Below are 16,340 nucleotides of genomic sequence, written 5' to 3'. Positions count from 1 at the left end.
GGTTCGCTTCGCCGTACGGACTCGCGCGGCGGGCCGGGTACCGGATGCCGCTCGCCGGGGACATCATCGGAACATGCGGATCGGAGTCTTCCTGGTCGCCGCCGGATTCCCTGGACGGGAGCCGGGACAGGTGCTGCGGGACACGGTGGAGGCGGTCGTCGCGGCGGAACGGGCCGGGTTCGACGACGCCTGGATCGCCGAACACCACTTCATGTCGTACGGGGTGTGCCCGTCGGCGGCGACGCTGGCCGGGGTGGCGCTGGGCCGCACGACCAGGATCGGGCTCGGTACGGCGGTGAGCGTCCTGTCCACCCGGCACCCCGTGGACCTGGCGGAACAGGCGGCCATCCTGGACCGGGTGTCCGAGGGGCGGTTCACCCTGGGGGTGGGCAGGGGCGGGCCGTGGGTGGACCTGGAGGTGTTCGGCACGGGGCTGGAGAGGTTCGAGCGCGGCTTCCCCGAGTCGCTCGACCTGCTGTGCGAGGCGCTCTCCAAGGACACGGTCTCCGCCGACGGGGAGTTCTTCGGGTTCAGGAAGGTGCCGATGGTCCCCGCGGCCAGGTTGCGGCCGGTCGTCGCGTGCACCTCGCCGCGGACCGTGGCGCTCGCGGCCGAGCGGGGGCTGCCGATGCTGCTGGGCATGCACATCGGCGACGAGGACAAGGCCGCCCTGCTGCGCGGGTACGAGGAGGTGGCCGCGGCGCCGGTGCCGGGCGCGCGGGCGAACGGGGCCCCGAGGGTATCGGCCTCGTCCCGGGATCGGGACCGGGACGCGTCGTTCCGGCCGGCACCGCCCCGGCACGTCGCGGCGGCGGTGGGCCACGTGGCCGACACGACGGAGCAGGCCGTACGGGAGCTGCGGGAGGCCATGCCGCGCTGGCTGGAACCGGGCCTGGCGGGCTACGTACCGGTGGACGGGCGGTCGCGGCCCGCGCGGGACGTGCCGGGATACGTGGACTTCCTGTGCCGGACGCATCCGGTCGGCTCGCCCGGCCGCTGCGTCGAGATGATCGAGCGGACCGCCGCGGCCACCGGGCTGCGGCACCTGATCCTGCTGGTGGAGGGGGCGGGCGACCGCGCGCGCACCCTGGAGAACATCGGGCGGCTCGGCGCGGAGGTGCTGCCCCGGATCCGGGGCCGTGCCCGTCAGGCGCGGGCGGGCACGACCCCGGGATGAGGGGCCGTCAGCAGTCGACGAGTTCGGGCGTCTGGTTCAGGATCTGCGACCTCGCGGTGATGAACCTCGCGTGGGCGTCGGTGGCGGCCGGGTCGAAGACCGCGACCCGGTGACAGTTCTGGAAGGCGAGCCGTACCCCGAAGTGACGTTCCAGGGCGCCGCGCATGGCGTCGCTGGCGAGAGCGCGCAGGAGTTGACCGCGGGCGGCCTCGTCCGGCGGGGGCACGGTGTTGTCGGCGAACTCGGCGCCGGTGTTCTCCCGCTGTTCGACCAGGCCGGTGATCAGGGCCCAGGCGTAGGGCAGGGAGTCCCTGACACAGGTGACGAAGGCCGCGTCGTCCACCTCTCCGGCTTTGGCCTGGTCGAGAAGATCGTTCGAAACGGTCAGCGACATGCTGCGTTCTCCTCTCAAAAGGGGATCATTGAGACAGTAGTTGGGGGGCGGTGATCGCTCCACCTAGCCGGAGAGCGACACTCGCGTGGGCCCGAAGACGAAGCCGGGATCGATCTGGGCCGCCAGGTCCTCGCCGGTGGCCCTGTTCGCCCACGCCTTCGCGTTGCGCAGATGGAACAGCGCGGCCTGGTCGCCGAAGCGGGTCCAGTCCTTCTCCTGGGCGTCGAGACGGTCGAGGAGCCTGCCCAGCGCCAGGGCGTTGGCCGGTTCGAGGTCGCGGAGGGTGAAGGGACGGCCCTGCTCCATCGCGCGGATCGCGGCGGAGTGCTCCAGGCAGACCAGCAGGTCGTCGCCGACCTCGTCGCGCAGGAACGCCACGTCACCGGGGCCGTGCACCTTGTTGCCCACCACCGCGATCGGCACCCCGTAGTCGGCGGCGTAGTCGCGGTACTGGCGGTAGACGCCCACGCCCTGCCGGGTCGGCTCGGCCACCAGGAAGGTCATGTCGAAGCGGGTGAACAGCCCCGAGGCGAAGGAGTCGGCCCCGGCCGTCATGTCGACCACGACGTACTCGCCCGCGCCGTCGATCAGGTGGTTGAGGTAGAGCTCGACCGCGCCGACCTTGGAGTGGTAGCACGCCACCCCGAGGTCGTCCTCGTCGAACGGCCCGGTGACCATCAGCCGGGGCCCCTCGGGCGTGGTGACGGCGAACCGGGAATGGATCGGGTCGTCACCCCCGTCCAGGTGGAGCAGTCTCGAGCCGCGTCCCGGCGGGGTGGTCTTCACCATCGCCGAGGCCGACGAGATGCGGGGGTTGTCGCCCCGCAGGTACTCCTTGATCTCGGTCAGGTGCGAGCCCATCGGCCTCGGTAACGCCCCGTCCTCCATCCCCAGTGCCATACCCAGGTGCTGGTTGATGTCGGCGTCGACGGCGACGACGGAGCCGCCCCGGCTCGCCGCGTACCTCGCGAACAGCGCCGACAGCGTGGTCTTGCCGCTGCCGCCCTTGCCGACGAATGCCACCCTCACGGACGTTCCCATCTGATTATGAAAATCATTACAGTCGGTTCGGGGAACATCATGCCACGGCCGCGCGGGGCGCGGGGCGATTACGGCCGCGGGTGGCGCGTCCCTGACCAGGCCGGATATGCGGACAAAGGTGATCTTTGCTGACATCGGCCACGAAACCGGAGGGAGAAACGCGTGCCCTGTCATGACCGGTCCGGAAGATCCTCCGTTCCCGCTTCGCGGTCTCCTGTACGGGCTCGGCGACCGGCTTGGGGGCCGGCGGGGCAGAAGTTTGCCCTGGCCGACGATCAGGTGCCGCCGGTACGGGTATCCCCCTCCGAATCAATGGATCTTGAGCCCCCCGGCGAGATCGTGGACAAGGGTCAGCAAGGGGCTTGCGGTGTTGCGTACCGGTACCTGGTCGCGTCCTGTTCGAAGGGGGAGATCCGGCGGGGTCGCCGCGTGGGGGGCGGTGCTCGCGACACTCGCGGTGCTCGTCACACCGTCGGTCGCACCCGCGGCGTCCCGGCCGGCGACGGCCGGCAAGGGTGGCGGGCCCGAGCTCTCGGTGAAGACGGGAGAAGTGGTCGTACCGTCTCCGGGGGGCGTGACGTTCCGGCAGGCGACCCCGTCCATGACGGCGGTCCCGTCCGCGCGGGCGGTGTCATCCGCGCGGACGGCACCGTCCCGGGAAGCCGTGCCGCCACCGGAGGCGGACCCGGAAGCGGCCCCTGAAGCGGGTCGGGAGGCGGGTCCCGAAGCGGCCCCTGAAACGGGTCCGGAGGCGGGTCCCGGAGCGGGCCCGGAGGCGAGCCCGGGATCGGGGACCGGGCCGGGGACCGGGCCGGGGACGGCGCCCGCGGCGCCCGCGGGGGTGAGGGACGCTCCCGGCACGTCCCGGACGGACGACGAGTCCCGGACGGACGACGAGTCCCGGACGGACGACGAGTCCGAGGCAGGCCGGTCCCGGACGAGCGACGAGTCCCGGGCCGGTGACGGGTCCCGGACGGGCGGTGGCCCACGGGCGGGCGGTGGGTCCCGGGCGTCCGACGAACCTCAAGCCGCCGGTGGATCCCGGGCCGGTGACGAGCCCCGGGCGAACCTCGGGCCGGAGATCGAGGTCGTCACGTCGGCCTCGCCCGTCCACGCCAGGCCCGGCCAGAAGGTCACCCACACCGTCCGGCTGCGCAACACCGGTGACGTCCCCCGCTCCGGCCTCACCTTCACCCGTGACCTGTCGGGCCTGCTGGACGACGCGACCTTCGGCCCCGGCCTGTCGGCCACCTCGGGCACGGTCTCCTTCGACACGCCCGAGGTGACCTGGACCGGTGACCTGGCCGCGGGCCAGGCGGTGACGGTCACCTACGACATCACGGTGAACGACCCTCCGGCCGGAGACCTGCGCCTGTCCCTGGAACCGGCCGGTTCCCGGGGACCCGGCTGCCAGGCCGGCTCCGGGGATCCCGCCTGCGACGATCCCGGCGCCCCCGGCCTGCCGCTCCTGTACGTCCTGATGACCGCGGACCACGACAGGGTCGCGCCGGGTGAGGTGGTCACCTACACGGTCACCGTCGGAAACGTCGGGACCGCCGCCTACCCGGACGCCTCCCTCACCGGACAGCTCTCCCGGGTGCTCGACGACGCCGCCTACAACGGCGACGCGCGGGCCACCCGCGGGACGGTCACCTACACCGCGCCCAGGCTGGCGTGGACCGGCGACGTACCCGCGGGCGAGACGGTCACGATCACCTACAGCGTGACCGTCGACGCTCCCGACACCGGGGACCGCGTGCTGGACAGCGCCGTCCAGACCCTCGGAGGAGGGACGAACTGCCCGGCCCCCGCTCCCGTACGCGCGACCGCCCCGGGTGCCGTGCCCGTACCTGGGCCCGTGCCCGGGTCCGGGTCGACGCCGGGATCCGGGGCCGGGTCCGCGCCGGGGTCCGTGGAGGGGGTCGCGGAGGGGGCCGCCAGGCTCGCCGGGCCCGTCCCCGGGACGAACCTCGGCTGCGGCCAGCGGGTCACCGTGGAAGGCGTGACGATCACCAAGAAGCAGGTGCCCGAGGTTCCCCGGCCGGGCGACGTGGTGAACTACACGATCACCGTCACCAACCCGCGCCGGGACGCCTACCCCGGGGCGCACCTGAGGGACGACCTGTCGGGGATCCTCGACGACGCGGCCCTCGGCGACGTCGTGGCCTCCTCGGGCACCGTCGCCCACGCCGGACCGGTGCTCGACTGGCGGGGGGACGTTCCCGCCGAGTCCACCGTGACGATCACCTACGCCGTCACGGTGGGCGATCCGCCCGCGGGTGACTCGACGCTTCGCGGTGGTGTGGTGGGGGTGCGGCCGGAGTCCAACTGCCCGGCCGAGTCGGCCGATCCCGCCTGCGGGAGGTCCCCGGTGAGGATCGCCCCCGCTCCTGCCCCCGTCCCCGCAACCGCCCATGCCTACGCCCCCGCTCCCGCTCCCGACGTCGCCCTCGCCCCGGTCCGGGCGCTCGGTCCCGACTCGGCGGAGGCCCCGGCCCCTGCCCTGGTCCCGGCACCGGTCCCCGGGCAGGAGCCGGTCCCCGGACGCGCCCCGGCACCGGACCTGCCCTCGGTACCTGACCGCGCCGCGGCACCGGATCGGCCCGCGGTGAGCGAGGGGAACGCCGTGCTCGATGAGGACTCGGTGCTCGCACGGGATTCGGCGCTCGGGCAGGGCCCGGCCGCCGAGGAGGGGACGACGGCCGTTCCCGCCCCCTCGTGGGAGGCGGGCGAGCGTCCCGGCGAGGCGGTCGAAGGGTTCCGGGAGCCGGGCACGGGAGAGCCCTTCCCGGACGCCTGCCGCGTCGGCGGGCCCTGTGCCCGGCCGGCCGTTCCGGTCCTCCCCTTCACCGGGTCGCGGCTCGGCCCGCTCCTGGCCGGGGTGCTGCTGGTCCTCCTGGGCCTGGCCCTGCGGTCGCGCACCCGGCGCGAGACCCCCTGATCCGACCCGGACGCCGTATCCCCGGCCGGGTCCGCCCGGTACCCCGGACCCTTCCGGACGCCCTGGACGTCCCGGAGGGTCCGGGTGTGCCGGACGTCAGTCGCAGGCGGAGTCGAGCACGACGGCCCTCGTACCGGCACGGCCGCCCGCGTTCTTGCGGTTCCCGGTCGGTACGGCCGGCAGGGCGGCGCGGGGAGCGGGGGGCGGCGCGGCCAGGGTCGCGGCGACCTCGCGCCTGATCAGGTTGTAGTCGGGCGCGCCCGAGTAGATCAGCGGGGGCACGAACTGCAGGCTCCTGATCCTGGAGTGCTTCACCTTCTCGGAGAGCTCCACCAGATCGGGCAGGAGCTCGCGCGGGATGTCGGTGGAGATCGCGTCGACCGCGGCGCGGGCCAGCCTCTCGAAGCTCTTGAACACCGTCATCGGGTCGGCCTGCTTGGCGACCGCGTTCAGCAGGCACTTCTGGCGGCTCATTCGCACGTAGTCGTCGCTGTAGGTGCGCGACCTGCCGTACCAGAGGGCCTCCTCGCCCGAGAGCCGGCGCCTGCCCGGCTCGATCCGGCCCTCGTTGCGCAGGCCGTAGACGATCGGGTCCTTGACGCGGACCCGCACGCCGCCCATCGCGTCGACGATCTCGGTGAACCCCCGCATGTCGACCATCGCGTAGTAGGGGACGTCGAGGCCGAGGATGCCGCCGACCGTCCTCTTCAGCAGGGCGGGACCGCGCTGCCGCTTGCCCAGCCGGGGGGCCATCTCGGGGTAGTCCTCGGCGTACTGGTAGACCTCGTTGAGCATGCCCGGCGTGTACGGCGGCTGGCCCTCGAAGCCGTAGGGGAAGCGGTCGCGGGCCGGGCCGGGCGGCATGGGGACGTTCTCCAGGTTCCTCGGCAGGCCGAACAGCACGGTGTCACCGGTGCGGGTGTCGACGCTGGCCACGGTCATGCTGTCGGTGCGCACGCCGACGCGGTTGGCCGCGGCGTCGGCGCCGATGAGCAGGATGTTGATCCGCTCCATGTCCTTCCACGGGTCGTCGACCGGGATGGGCGTGACACTTTCGGCGAACACCGAGGTCACCACGGTCTGCGAGACGTACGCCAGCCGGGCCGTGTACACCAGCGGGGCGACGATGAGCGCGCAGAGCAGGCCGATGGCGGCGGCCGAGAGGTACTGCGCCGTCGGGGACGCCCCCTTGGGGCGGACCAGCAGGTAGGAGCGGATGGTCACGGTCACCATCACCCCGGCGAGCAGCAACGCGGTCAGCGCGAAGGCCCACAGCCAGGCCGGCTGGACCGCGAGGGCGAGCAGGGCGGGCCCGGCGGTCAGCATCGCGGTCATGGCCGCGAGGGCGAGGATCAGCTCGATGCCCATCAGCAGGGCACCGGTCAGCCTGCGGCCGACCCACAGGTGCGCCAGACCCCACAGGACGGCGGATCCCAGTGCGAGGGCCAGGCTCGATCCCACGTCCGTCCGCCCCGCATCGCGCGTCATAGCCCCTGCTTCTGCCGTCCGTCACCCCACTACATCGCAGGTTAATAACGGTTTTCGGGTCAATGAGCTATGTGGTCGTTCGACGCGCTGAGGGGGGTCGGTCAAGGTTTGTAGACCCGATCTCACCATCAAGTTGACAACGAGTCCCAAATTATCGTCAAAAACCGTGCTTGTGGGGTTTTACCAGGCAAAACGGGGGATTTGCAGGTAAAGCGGAGAGGGGGTTTCCGTGCGCACCGTGATCGGCTCATTGGTGATCGCGCTCGGCTGTCTCCTCGCCCCCCTGGCACTTCTCGCCGGGTGGGCGGCGAGCGAGGTCGCCGATCCCGCGGGATATCTGCGGACCATGGCTCCGCTCGCCGGTCATTCCGTCGTCCGGGACGCCGTCACCGACCACGTCGCCGACGAGGTCACCCTGCGGTTGCGCGGGCTGGGCGTCCCGGCGCGCGCGGAGGTGGTCCGCCGGACCGCCGAGACCGGTACCGGGGACGACTTCGCCGCCGTCTGGGTGGAGATCAACAGGGCGGCGCACCACCGGTTCACCACCGTGCCGGGCGGTGCGGACGACAAGGGCGACAGGGGCGACAGGGGCGACAGGGGCGACAGGGGCGACAAGGGCGGCACCGGTGGCACCGGTGGCACGGACCGCGCCGTACGCGGCGGGGTCGAGTACGACTTCACCCCGATGTACGAGCTGGTCAAGAAGAGGCTGCAACGCGCCGGCGTGGAGGCCGCCACCCGCCTGCCCGACACCCCTCCCACCGCCCGGCTGATCCCGGCCTCCGCCGCGGCCGACGCCCACCTCGTCTGCCACGGGCTCGCCTCGCTGCGGTGGGGCCTGGCGGGCGCCTCGCCACTCCTGATCGCCGCCGGGGTGTTCCTGATCCGCGACAGGCGCGTCGGGCTGATCGGCGCGGGCATCGGGACGGCCGTCGGCATGCTGGCCCTGGCGATCGCCCTGTCCGCGCTGCGCAACGTGTACCTGCCCGAGTCCATGCCGCGGGACGGCCTGCGGATCGGTGCCGTGCTCACGATGTTCGACACGCTGACGACGTCGCTGAGGAACGGCCTGAGGGCGATCTTCGGGCTGGGCCTCTCGGTGGCGGCGGCGACCTTCCTCACCGGGAGCGGCTTCAGCCGTCCCGCCCCCGAGGCACCGGGGGTCCCGAAGCCCTCGGCGTCCCCGGCCTCCCCCGGGTCCTCCGCGGCGCCCGCCGCCGCGTCCCTCGCGGTCCTTCCTCACCAGCCGGCGGCACCCGCGAAGGACGTCGCCGACGGCCGGTAGCCGAGCCGGAGCCGGGCGGCGGTGATGTCGAGGGTCCGCTCGACGGCCAGGTGCCCCACGGCGTACCGGGTCAGCCGGGGCGGGTACCGGCGGCGGAGCGACCGGTGGGCGGTCTCGGCCACGGCGGCGAGCAGACCGGCCGGTCCCGGTGGCAGGTAGTACGGTTCGGCGTCCAGGCCGCGTTCCCGAAGGAGCGCGCGCAGGGCCTCGTCGAGCACCACGGGCTCGGCGTCGGTGACGTTGAAGACGCCGTGGTCCACCGGGCCCGCCGCGGCGAGCAGGCAGGCGCGGACCAGGTTGTCCACCGAGGTCAGGCTGACCCGCTGGCGCCCGTCGCCCACCGCGAACACCCGGCCGCCCCTGACCGCGCCCAGGATCCGGGGGAGCAGCGTGGTGTCCCCCCTGCCGTAGACCGCGTGGGGCCGCAGGACGACCGCCCCGTCCAGGCATCTCTCGGCCGCCGCCTTCGAGGCGCCGTACGCGTTGGCGTACCGCCGGACCGGGGCGGCGTCCTCGGCGGCCATCACGGTCGGCCGGAACGGGTCGTAGACGCTGGCCGTGCTGACGTGCACGAACCTGGCGCCGGGGAAGGCCGCGGCGGCGTTGCGGGTGCCGTCCACGTTGACCGCCCAGATGGCGCGCGCCGGGCCCCAGTCCGTGACGCTCCCGGCGCAGTGGACCACCACGTCCACCTCGTACGACCGCGGGGCGGCGTCGAGGAGATCCCAGGAGGTGTACGGGGCACCGCCGACGTGCTCCCCGGCCACGGCCGGCCGCCTGCCGAAGGCCGACACCGTCCAGCCCTCGGCCACGGCCGCCCGGCAGACCGCGCCCCCCACGAACCCCGACGCCCCGGTCACCGCCATCCTCCGCCCGTTCCCCGCCCGGGTGCGTACGGGAAGGAGAGGGCGGTCCTCGGCCTCGGGGACGGTCCCGGTCACGGCGGACCCGGGGACGGAGGGCTCGGAGGGGGCGGCGGACCCGGGGACAGAGGACACGGAAGGCTCGACGGGCCGGGGGACGGCGGGCACGGAGGGCACGGCGGGGTCAGGCACGGCGGGTGACCAGGTCCCGCAGGGCGGCCCGGTCGAGCTTGTCGGACCGTCCCGAGCGCGGGAAGGCGTCGAGCGGCTCGATCCGATCGGGCAGGGCCGCGGCGTCGACGATCCCGGGGAGCGCCCTGCGCAGCCGGGCCTCGTCGTAGCCGCCGTCCGGGACGACGGCCAGCACGACCTCCTCGTCCCCGGTCTCCGGGTCGGCGAGCCCGACGATCGCCGCCTCGGCCACCCCGGGCAGTGCCGCGATGCCGGGCTCGTACAGGCCCGGGTAGATGTTGAACCCGTCGCGGAGGATCATGTCCTTCTTCCGGCCGAGCAGTACCAGCCGGTCCCCGTCGAGGCGGACCAGGTCGCCGGTGGCGATCTCGCTCAGCGGCTCCTCGCCGAGGTAGCACCGGGCCAGGTGGGGGCCGGAGACGAACAGCTCGCCGTCCTCGGCGATCCGGACGCCGACGCCGGGCAGGGGCGTCCCGAGCAGGTCCCCTCCGTCGTGGGCGAGCTTCTCGCCCGCGGACGCGATCGCGATGGGAAGCGCCTCGGTCATGGCGTAGACCGACAGCACCTCGGGCCCGGCCTCGATCGCCCGGCGCAGCACGCCCGGCGGGGCGGGGGCCGAGCCGAGCAGCAGGTAGCGGAGCGTCGCCGGGAGCCGGGGGGTCTCGCGCAGCAGCCGGTCCAGCCGTACCGGGACCGCGAAGGTGTGGGTGGCCCGCCGCTCGGCCAGCTCGGTGGCGAGGTCCCCGCCGCCGGGCAGCGACCAGGTCGCCCCGGCCAGCAGCGCGGGCAGCCCGAGCATCAGCTGGTCGGTGTGCACGACGTCCCCGGGTTCCAGCGGGAACGCGCTCCTGAACATCTCCAGCCCGGCGGCGAGCGACCCGCGGGTGTGCACGACCCCGCGCGGGCGCGCCGTCGTCCCCGAGGTGAAGATCACGGCCGCAGGCCGGTCCGGGTCCGAGCCGTACGCCGTTCCGTCGGCCCGCTCCGGGTGCCGTGCCCCCTCGCCGGCCGGGTCCGGGCCGTACGCCTCCGCCCGGCACGGGTCGGCGGACGTCCCTGCGGCGGCCGGGGCGGGTGGCCGCTCCCCGGGCCGGGAACGGCCGGACGGCCGCAGGATCCGTGAGAGCCGCAGCGCTCCGCGGGGGACCCCGGGCAGCCAGGGGCCCGCGTACAGGTGACGGACCGGCCGGCCGGGGAGCGGGTCCGCGAGGTCCGGCAGGAGCAGCCCGCGTCGGCGGGCCAGCCCCCTGAGCGGGCCGCTCAGGGTGTACAGCAGGGACTCGGCGACCACCCAGGCGGGCCGGGCCGCGGTCATGCGGGCGGCGAGCACGTCGGGTGCCAGTCCGGGGTCGGCCAGGACGAGCGTCCCGCCCGCCGCCACCGCCCCCAGGGCCAGCGCCACCGCGTCCACCCCCGGGCGCACCGCGAACAGCACCCCGTCACCCGGCCGCACCGCTCCGGCCACCGGCCCGTCCTCGGACCGGGTCCCCGCCTCGGACCGGCTCTCCGCTCCAGGGCGGGCCTCCGCTCCGGGCCGCGTGTCCGTCCCCGTCCCCGACCGAGTCCCCGACCGAGTCCCCGGCCGAGTCCCCGATCGGGGCCCGGACCGGAGGCCGGGCCGTTCCCGCCGTGGCGGAGGGGCGACCATGGCGTCGCGGACCGCGGCCACCCGGCGGCCGAGCTCGCCGTAGGTGATCTCGCGGCCCCTGCCGTCGACGATGGCGACCCGTGCGGGCTCCCGGGCGGCGACGGCCATGATCCCGGCGACGATGTCGTTCACGAGGCGCTCACCCACAGTCGCTCGTAGGTGGGGATGAGGACCCGCCTGGCCGCGCGCCGCCGTACCACGCGCACCCGGTGGGAGAGCAGGACGGAGGCCACCGCCCGGATCTCCGCCAGGGCCAGCGGGTAGCCGATGCAGAAGTGCGGTCCCGCGCCGAACCAGAGCCTGCGCAGTTCGGGAGGGTGGGGCCTGGAGGGGTCGAACGGGCCGTACGCCCTGGCGCAGTTGTGGGTGACGATCAACACCCGGTCACCGGGCCGCACCCCGACCCCGCCGACGCGGGCGGGGGCGGAGACCGAGCGCAGCATCACCGGGGTCGGCGTGGTGACCCGCATGGCCTCCTCGACGAGCGCGTCCAGGTCACCGAGGCCACCGACGTCGCCGGGGCCACCGGGACCACCGGGACCACCGGGGCCGTCGAGGCCACCGGGACAGCCGCGGTCGCCGGCCGGGGGCCGGTGGTCGTGCACGAGGGCGACGAGCCGGGGGACGAACGTGGCGACCGTCTCGGTACCGGTCAGGAAGAACGCCCCGGCCGCGCCCCTGGCCTCGGCCGCCGACAGCCCCTGCGCCCGCATCCGGCCCATCACCGTGGACTCGTCCCCGGCCTCGTAGGCGGCCTGCGCGATGTCCCCGATCCGGTCCAGCACCCGCCGGGCGGCCGCCACCTGCCGGTCCGACAGCCGCCGCGAGCGCAGCGAGACCATCGAGACGACCCGCTCGCCGTCGGCGAACAGCTCCCTGGCGCGCGCCTCGGAGACCTCGCCCAGGCCGATCACCCGGCAGATCACCGCCCCGGCCATCAGCCGCATGGCGTCCACCACGTCGACCGTCTCACCCCGTCCCAGCCGGGCCTCCAGGTCCGCCAGCGGACCGCGGAGCACGTCGTCCACCAGCGCGGAGACATGCGCGGGGGCGAAGAGCGGCGCCAGCTTCCTGCGCAGCGCGAGATGGCCGGGTCCCTCCATGTTGAGCAGCACGGAGGGGCCGAGCACGGGGGTCCACAGGTCACCGGGCGATCCGGGGCCGTCCTTGCGGAACCGCTCGTCGGTCAGCACGGCACGCGCCACGGCCGCGTCGTTGACCACGACGCCCAGGCCGGGGACGCGGACCACCGGCCCGAGACGGGCCAGCGTCCGCATCAGCGGGTAGGCGACGGGATGGGCGGCGAACTGGAGCCTGCTCTCGTGGTTCACCGGACGTCGACCACGTCGGGCCGGTAGTGGTGGTCGGCGTACCAGGCGAGGGTGCCCGCCAGGCCGTACGCGCGCAGCCTGCGCACCGACCCGAAGACCACCACGTCGCGGCGCGAGGCGTACGCCGGGGTGAGCGCGCGCACCCGGTTGACCAGGGCACGGTCCTCGTGGACCTCCTCGATCGCGGTCCTGGGGAAACCGCCCGCCCGCACGTACAGGCCGGCGGTGATGGCCAGCGTCGCACCGGGCATCATCACGTACGGCCCCCGGTAGCGCGGGTCCCTGTTGCCGGGCCGGAAACGTCCGAAGGCCGCGGCCACCCCGATCACGAACGGGATGAGGTGCCGCTCCCAGAGCTTCAGCCGGAACTCGTCGGTCCGGGGCCGCAGCTGCCCGCCGACCATCTCCAGCCCGTCGCCGAACGCCCGCCGGATGTTGCGGACCCAGTCCGGGCGGGGCAGGCAGTCGGCGTCGGTCCTGGCCAGGTGGGTCGCGCCGTGCGCGATGGCGTGCCGCATCCCGGTGTCGGAGGCGGCGCCGGTGCCCTTGCGGGTCTCGACGATCACCTGGACGCCGTGCCGCCGGACGATCTCGGCGGTGCCGTCGGTGCTGGCGTTGTCCACCACGAGCAGGGTGAAGTCCGCGTCGTCCTGCGCGGCCAGCGCGGCCAGCGTCCCCTCGATGCCCGCGGCCTCGTTGTACGCGGGGACGATCACCCACAGGTCCATCACATCTCCGCCAGCATCACGCCGGTGCTGATCCCGCCGCCGAGCCCGAGCATCGCCACCCGGTCGCCCGGACGGACGCCGCCCAGCGCGAGCTGGAGCGGCAGCGTGGTCGAGGCGCAGTTGCCGTGCTCGGTCAGGCTGACCACCAGCCTGTCCTCGGGGATGTCCAGCACCCGCGCCAGGAAGTGCAGGTAGGGCAGGGCCACCTGGTGCACCGCCACGACGGCGAAGTCGTCCCAGGTCAGGCCGGTGCGCTTGAGGGCGTTGAGGAAGATGTCCGGGCCCACCGCCTCGAAGGCCCGCCTCAGGGCGCGCCCGTCGCCGCGGAAGTAGGAGTACTCCAGGTCGCGGGGGTGCGCCGAACCGCCTCCGGGCAGGGTGCCGATCGGCCAGGCCGTGGAGTCGGCCGCGAAGTCGCGGTAGAAAATGCCACGTTCCACATCCGCGGCGACCGTCACGGCGGCGCCGGTGTCCGACAGCGTGTAGCCGGCGAACGAGTCGGCGAACTGCGCGCGGTCCCTGACCCGCCACCGGATCGCCCGCGACGGGATCTCCCCGGCGCAGACCACCACCTTGCGGTGGGCGCCGGACAGGATCAGCGCCTCGGCGATCTGGATCCCGTTCAACATGCTGTTGCAGGCGTTCTTGACGTCGAACACCGGGCAGGACAGGCCCAGCTTGGCCGCCACGATGTGCGCGGTGGCGGGTTCGATCATGTCCTGCGAGGCCGACGCGAAGATCAGCAGGTCGACCTCGGAGTGGTCGAGCCTCCGTACCGCGTGGACGGCCAGGTCGGAGGCCTGCTCGTCGTCACCGGCCACGTGGCGTCGCCTGACGCCGGTCAGGCGCTCGACGACGCCCCGATGGGGCGCGTAGCCCTCGATCCGCCGCTCCACGTCCGCGCTGGACACGGTCCGTTCCGGCAGGTACGCCGCCACGCCCGTGATCCGGGCCTTCATTGATCCCCCTGAACGGGTCACGTATCCATCTGTTCGCGCAATGTATCTAAAAGCTTGGGATTTGTCCTGATCTGGGGTGTCGTCATGGCGCCGCCGAGCAGGGGAAGGCCGAGCGGAAAGGGGTCCCCCGCGCCGCATGAGCCGGGCTCACATGGGTAATCCGGTGCGTCATGAACGACGCTCGGACGAAGGCGGTGACCACCAAGGTCCCCGCGCGCCTGGACCGGCTTCCATGGTCACGCTGGCACTGGATGATCGTCATCGGCCTCGGCACCGTCTGGATCCTCGACGGTCTCGAAGTGACGATCATCGGCAACCTCTCCGCCACCCTGGCCAAGGAGGGCAGCGGGCTTGCGATCACGCAGACCCAGGTGGCGGGCACGGCCGCGGCCCTCTACGTGGCCGGGGCGTGCCTGGGAGCGTTGTTCTTCGGCTGGCTCACCGACAGGTACGGCCGCAAGAAGATGTTCATCATCACCATGGTCGTCTACCTGGTGGCCACCGCCGCGACGGCGTTCTCGTTCTCCGCCTGGTGGTTCTTCCTGTTCCGGTTCCTGACGGGCTTCGGCATCGGCGGCGAGTACGCCGCGATCAACTCGGCCATCGACGAGCTCATCCCGAGCCGTCACCGGGGCAGGATCGACATCATCATCAACGGCAGCTACTGGCTCGGCGCCGCGGGCGGCGCGCTGCTGACCGTGCCGCTGCTCAACAACCTGCCGCTGAACATCGGCTGGCGGGTGGCGTTCGGCCTGGGCGTGGTGCTCGGCCTGGCCATCCTGCTGGTCCGCAGGCACGTGCCCGAGAGCCCGCGCTGGATGTTCATCCACGGCCGCGACCGGGAGGCCGAGGGCCTGGTCGACGAGGTCGAGAAGCGGATCGAGCAGGAGAAGGGCGTCCGGCTCGACGAGCCGTCGCGGTCGATGACCATCCACCAGCGCAAGGCGATCGGGTTCGGCCAGATCGCGCACACCATGGTCGCCCGCTACCCCAAGCGCACGGTTCTCGGCCTGTCGCTCTTCATCGGCCAGGCGTTCCTCTACAACGCCATCACCTTCGGGTACGCGCAGATCCTGTCGACCTTCTTCGGCATCGAGACCGAGACCGGCTACTACTTCGCGGTCATCGCGGTCGGCAACTTCCTGGGCCCGCTGCTGCTGGGACGGCTGTTCGACACGGTCGGCCGCATCCCGATGATCTCCGGCACCTACATCGGGTCCGGGGTGCTCCTGCTGGGCACGGCCTGGCTCTTCAACCAGGGGATGCTGACCGCGGTCACGCTGACCGCGTGCTGGTGCGCGGTGCTCTTCTTCGCCTCCGCCGGGGCGAGTTCCGCCTACCTGACCGTGAGCGAGATCTTCCCGATGGAGACCCGCGCCATGGCCATCGCGTTCTTCTACGCGATCGGCACCTTCGTCGGCGGCGTGGCCGGTCCGCTGATCTTCGCCAACCTCGTGGAGAGCGGCAGGCCCGCCGACACCGCGCTGGCCTTCACCATCGGCGCCTCCCTCATGATCGCCGCCGGTCTGGTGGAGGTCTTCCTGGGCGTCAAGGCCGAGGGCAAGGGCCTGGAGGACATCGCCGCGCCGCTGAGCACCGCGCCCGGTACGACGTCGAGCTGAGCACGGCGCCGTCCGGGCACCCGATGACCTTGGTACGATAGTCGTTATCATTGAGCATCTGTTCAGGAGTCGTCATGGAAGCCGTCACCCCCCTGGACACCTGCGTGACCATGGAGCCGGACGAGGGCAGGGTGGCGGCGACGCGGGACCGGCTCGTCACCCCCGAGGAGGCCGCCCGGCTCGCCGACCTGTTCCGGCTGCTGGGCGACCAGACCCGGGCTCAGCTGCTGTACGCGCTGCTGGAGGCCGGGGAGATGTGCGTCTGCGACCTCACCGAGACGGTCGAGGTCAGCGACACCGCCGTGTCGCACGCCCTGAGGCTGCTGCGGACCGCGGGCATCGTGGCCGGTCGCCGCTCCGGCCGGATGATCTACTACCGCCTGGCCGACTCCCACGTCCGGATGCTCCTCGACCTCAGCCGCGAGCACCTGCGCCACGAGATCGTCGCGGGCTGACCGCGAGTCGGCGGCGGGCCCGGCCGGGCTGACAGCGGGCCCGGTCGGGCGGGGTCCACGCGCCTCGTGCGAACCGGCCACCCGGAGCCTGGCCGACGGCGGCCCCGGCGAGGGGCGCGCGGGACGGACGAGGCGTCCGAGGTGATCGTGGTGTTTGATCCCCCCGTGTGGTGGCAGTGGACCCATAAGATCGTTTTTCGCGGTAGGCCTCCCCGG

The 16,340-nt window shown here is 73.3% G+C and carries 13 protein-coding genes; 5 read left to right on the top strand and 8 right to left on the bottom strand.

Annotated features, from left to right (window positions below):
* The first annotated feature begins 73 nt into the window (after positions 1 to 73).
* Entirely contained in the window at positions 74 to 1,177 is a 1,104-nt protein-coding gene (locus tag ACIBCT_RS19055) for an LLM class flavin-dependent oxidoreductase (RefSeq protein ID WP_399190184.1), read from the top strand.
* Between the two features lie 7 nt (positions 1,178 to 1,184).
* On the opposite strand, the gene ACIBCT_RS19050 is transcribed toward ACIBCT_RS19055, so the two are convergent.
* The gene (locus ACIBCT_RS19050) at positions 1,185 to 1,571 is read right to left on the bottom strand and encodes an SCO5389 family protein (RefSeq protein WP_399190182.1); all 387 of its coding nucleotides are present in this window, start codon (positions 1,569 to 1,571) and stop codon (positions 1,185 to 1,187) included.
* 63 nt (positions 1,572 to 1,634) lie between these two features.
* Complete coding sequence (locus ACIBCT_RS19045; protein ID WP_399190180.1) at positions 1,635 to 2,600, bottom strand: ATP-binding protein; 966 nt, start codon at positions 2,598 to 2,600, stop codon at positions 1,635 to 1,637.
* A gap of 853 nt (positions 2,601 to 3,453) precedes the next feature.
* Here ACIBCT_RS19045 and ACIBCT_RS19040 point away from each other — a divergent pair.
* Entirely contained in the window at positions 3,454 to 5,553 is a 2,100-nt protein-coding gene (locus tag ACIBCT_RS19040) for a hypothetical protein (protein ID WP_399190178.1), read from the top strand.
* A gap of 96 nt (positions 5,554 to 5,649) precedes the next feature.
* On the opposite strand, the gene ACIBCT_RS19035 is transcribed toward ACIBCT_RS19040, so the two are convergent.
* A complete protein-coding gene (locus ACIBCT_RS19035) occupies positions 5,650 to 7,041 on the bottom strand; it encodes an LCP family protein (RefSeq protein WP_399190176.1) in 1,392 nt (463 codons plus the stop codon).
* A 229-nt stretch (positions 7,042 to 7,270) separates the two neighbouring features.
* Between ACIBCT_RS19035 and ACIBCT_RS19030 the strand changes: the two genes are divergently transcribed.
* Entirely contained in the window at positions 7,271 to 8,326 is a 1,056-nt protein-coding gene (locus tag ACIBCT_RS19030) for a hypothetical protein (protein WP_399190174.1), read from the top strand.
* Here the strand turns inward: ACIBCT_RS19030 and ACIBCT_RS19025 are convergent.
* The 5 genes from ACIBCT_RS19025 to ACIBCT_RS19005 all read right to left on the bottom strand — a co-directional run bounded on the left by ACIBCT_RS19025 (position 8,281) and on the right by ACIBCT_RS19005 (position 14,047).
* On the bottom strand, positions 8,281 to 9,192 hold the full coding sequence (locus ACIBCT_RS19025; RefSeq protein ID WP_399190172.1) for an NAD-dependent epimerase/dehydratase family protein: 912 nt from the start codon (positions 9,190 to 9,192) through the stop codon (positions 8,281 to 8,283). The two genes, ACIBCT_RS19030 and ACIBCT_RS19025, sit on opposite strands and share 46 nt — an antisense overlap.
* Positions 9,193 to 9,373: 181 nt before the next feature.
* The gene (locus ACIBCT_RS19020) at positions 9,374 to 11,161 is read right to left on the bottom strand and encodes a class I adenylate-forming enzyme family protein (protein WP_399190170.1); all 1,788 of its coding nucleotides are present in this window, start codon (positions 11,159 to 11,161) and stop codon (positions 9,374 to 9,376) included.
* Positions 11,158 to 12,360 carry a cytochrome P450 gene (locus tag ACIBCT_RS19015; protein ID WP_399190168.1) on the bottom strand — a complete coding sequence of 401 codons (1,203 nt, stop codon included), beginning with the start codon at positions 12,358 to 12,360 and terminating at the stop codon, positions 11,158 to 11,160. The genes ACIBCT_RS19020 and ACIBCT_RS19015 overlap by 4 nt, the downstream gene beginning before the upstream one ends.
* Positions 12,357 to 13,088 (bottom strand): glycosyltransferase, encoded by a 732-nt coding sequence (locus tag ACIBCT_RS19010; RefSeq protein WP_399190166.1) that lies wholly within the window; start codon positions 13,086 to 13,088, stop codon positions 12,357 to 12,359. The genes ACIBCT_RS19015 and ACIBCT_RS19010 overlap by 4 nt, the downstream gene beginning before the upstream one ends.
* Positions 13,088 to 14,047, bottom strand: a complete 960-nt coding sequence (locus ACIBCT_RS19005) for a 3-oxoacyl-ACP synthase III family protein (protein WP_399190164.1) — start codon at positions 14,045 to 14,047, stop codon at positions 13,088 to 13,090. The genes ACIBCT_RS19010 and ACIBCT_RS19005 overlap by 1 nt, the downstream gene beginning before the upstream one ends.
* A 170-nt stretch (positions 14,048 to 14,217) precedes the next feature.
* Between ACIBCT_RS19005 and ACIBCT_RS19000 the strand changes: the two genes are divergently transcribed.
* Together ACIBCT_RS19000 and ACIBCT_RS18995 are read left to right on the top strand one after the other, a co-directional pair.
* Complete coding sequence (locus ACIBCT_RS19000) at positions 14,218 to 15,669, top strand: MFS transporter (protein WP_399190162.1); 1,452 nt, start codon at positions 14,218 to 14,220, stop codon at positions 15,667 to 15,669.
* A 74-nt stretch (positions 15,670 to 15,743) separates the two neighbouring features.
* Positions 15,744 to 16,124 carry an ArsR/SmtB family transcription factor gene (locus ACIBCT_RS18995; RefSeq protein ID WP_399190160.1) on the top strand — a complete coding sequence of 127 codons (381 nt, stop codon included), beginning with the start codon at positions 15,744 to 15,746 and terminating at the stop codon, positions 16,122 to 16,124.
* Positions 16,125 to 16,340: the final 216 nt, after the last annotated feature.

The organism is Streptosporangium sp. NPDC050855, assembly GCF_044456585.1.
GTDB classification, from domain to species: Bacteria; Actinomycetota; Actinomycetes; order Streptosporangiales; family Streptosporangiaceae; genus Streptosporangium; species Streptosporangium longisporum.
The sequence above is the reverse complement of the archived record's forward strand: the minus strand, read 5'-3'. Positions and strand labels throughout refer to the sequence as shown.

Bases quoted from the DNA above. Each gene is read 5' to 3' on its own strand.
- ACIBCT_RS19025 (WP_399190172.1), bottom strand. From the start codon at position 9,192: ATGGCGGTGACCGGGGCGTCGGGGTTCGTGGGGGGCGCGGTCTGCCGG.
- ACIBCT_RS19050 (WP_399190182.1), bottom strand. From the start codon at position 1,571: ATGTCGCTGACCGTTTCGAACGATCTTCTCGACCAGGCCAAAGCCGGA.
- ACIBCT_RS19005 (WP_399190164.1), bottom strand. From the start codon at position 14,047: ATGAAGGCCCGGATCACGGGCGTGGCGGCGTACCTGCCGGAACGGACC.
- ACIBCT_RS19000 (WP_399190162.1), top strand. From the start codon at position 14,218: ATGAACGACGCTCGGACGAAGGCGGTGACCACCAAGGTCCCCGCGCGC.
- ACIBCT_RS18995 (WP_399190160.1), top strand. From the start codon at position 15,744: ATGGAAGCCGTCACCCCCCTGGACACCTGCGTGACCATGGAGCCGGAC.
- ACIBCT_RS19055 (WP_399190184.1), top strand. From the start codon at position 74: ATGCGGATCGGAGTCTTCCTGGTCGCCGCCGGATTCCCTGGACGGGAG.
- ACIBCT_RS19035 (WP_399190176.1), bottom strand. From the start codon at position 7,041: ATGACGCGCGATGCGGGGCGGACGGACGTGGGATCGAGCCTGGCCCTC.
- ACIBCT_RS19010 (WP_399190166.1), bottom strand. From the start codon at position 13,088: ATGGACCTGTGGGTGATCGTCCCCGCGTACAACGAGGCCGCGGGCATC.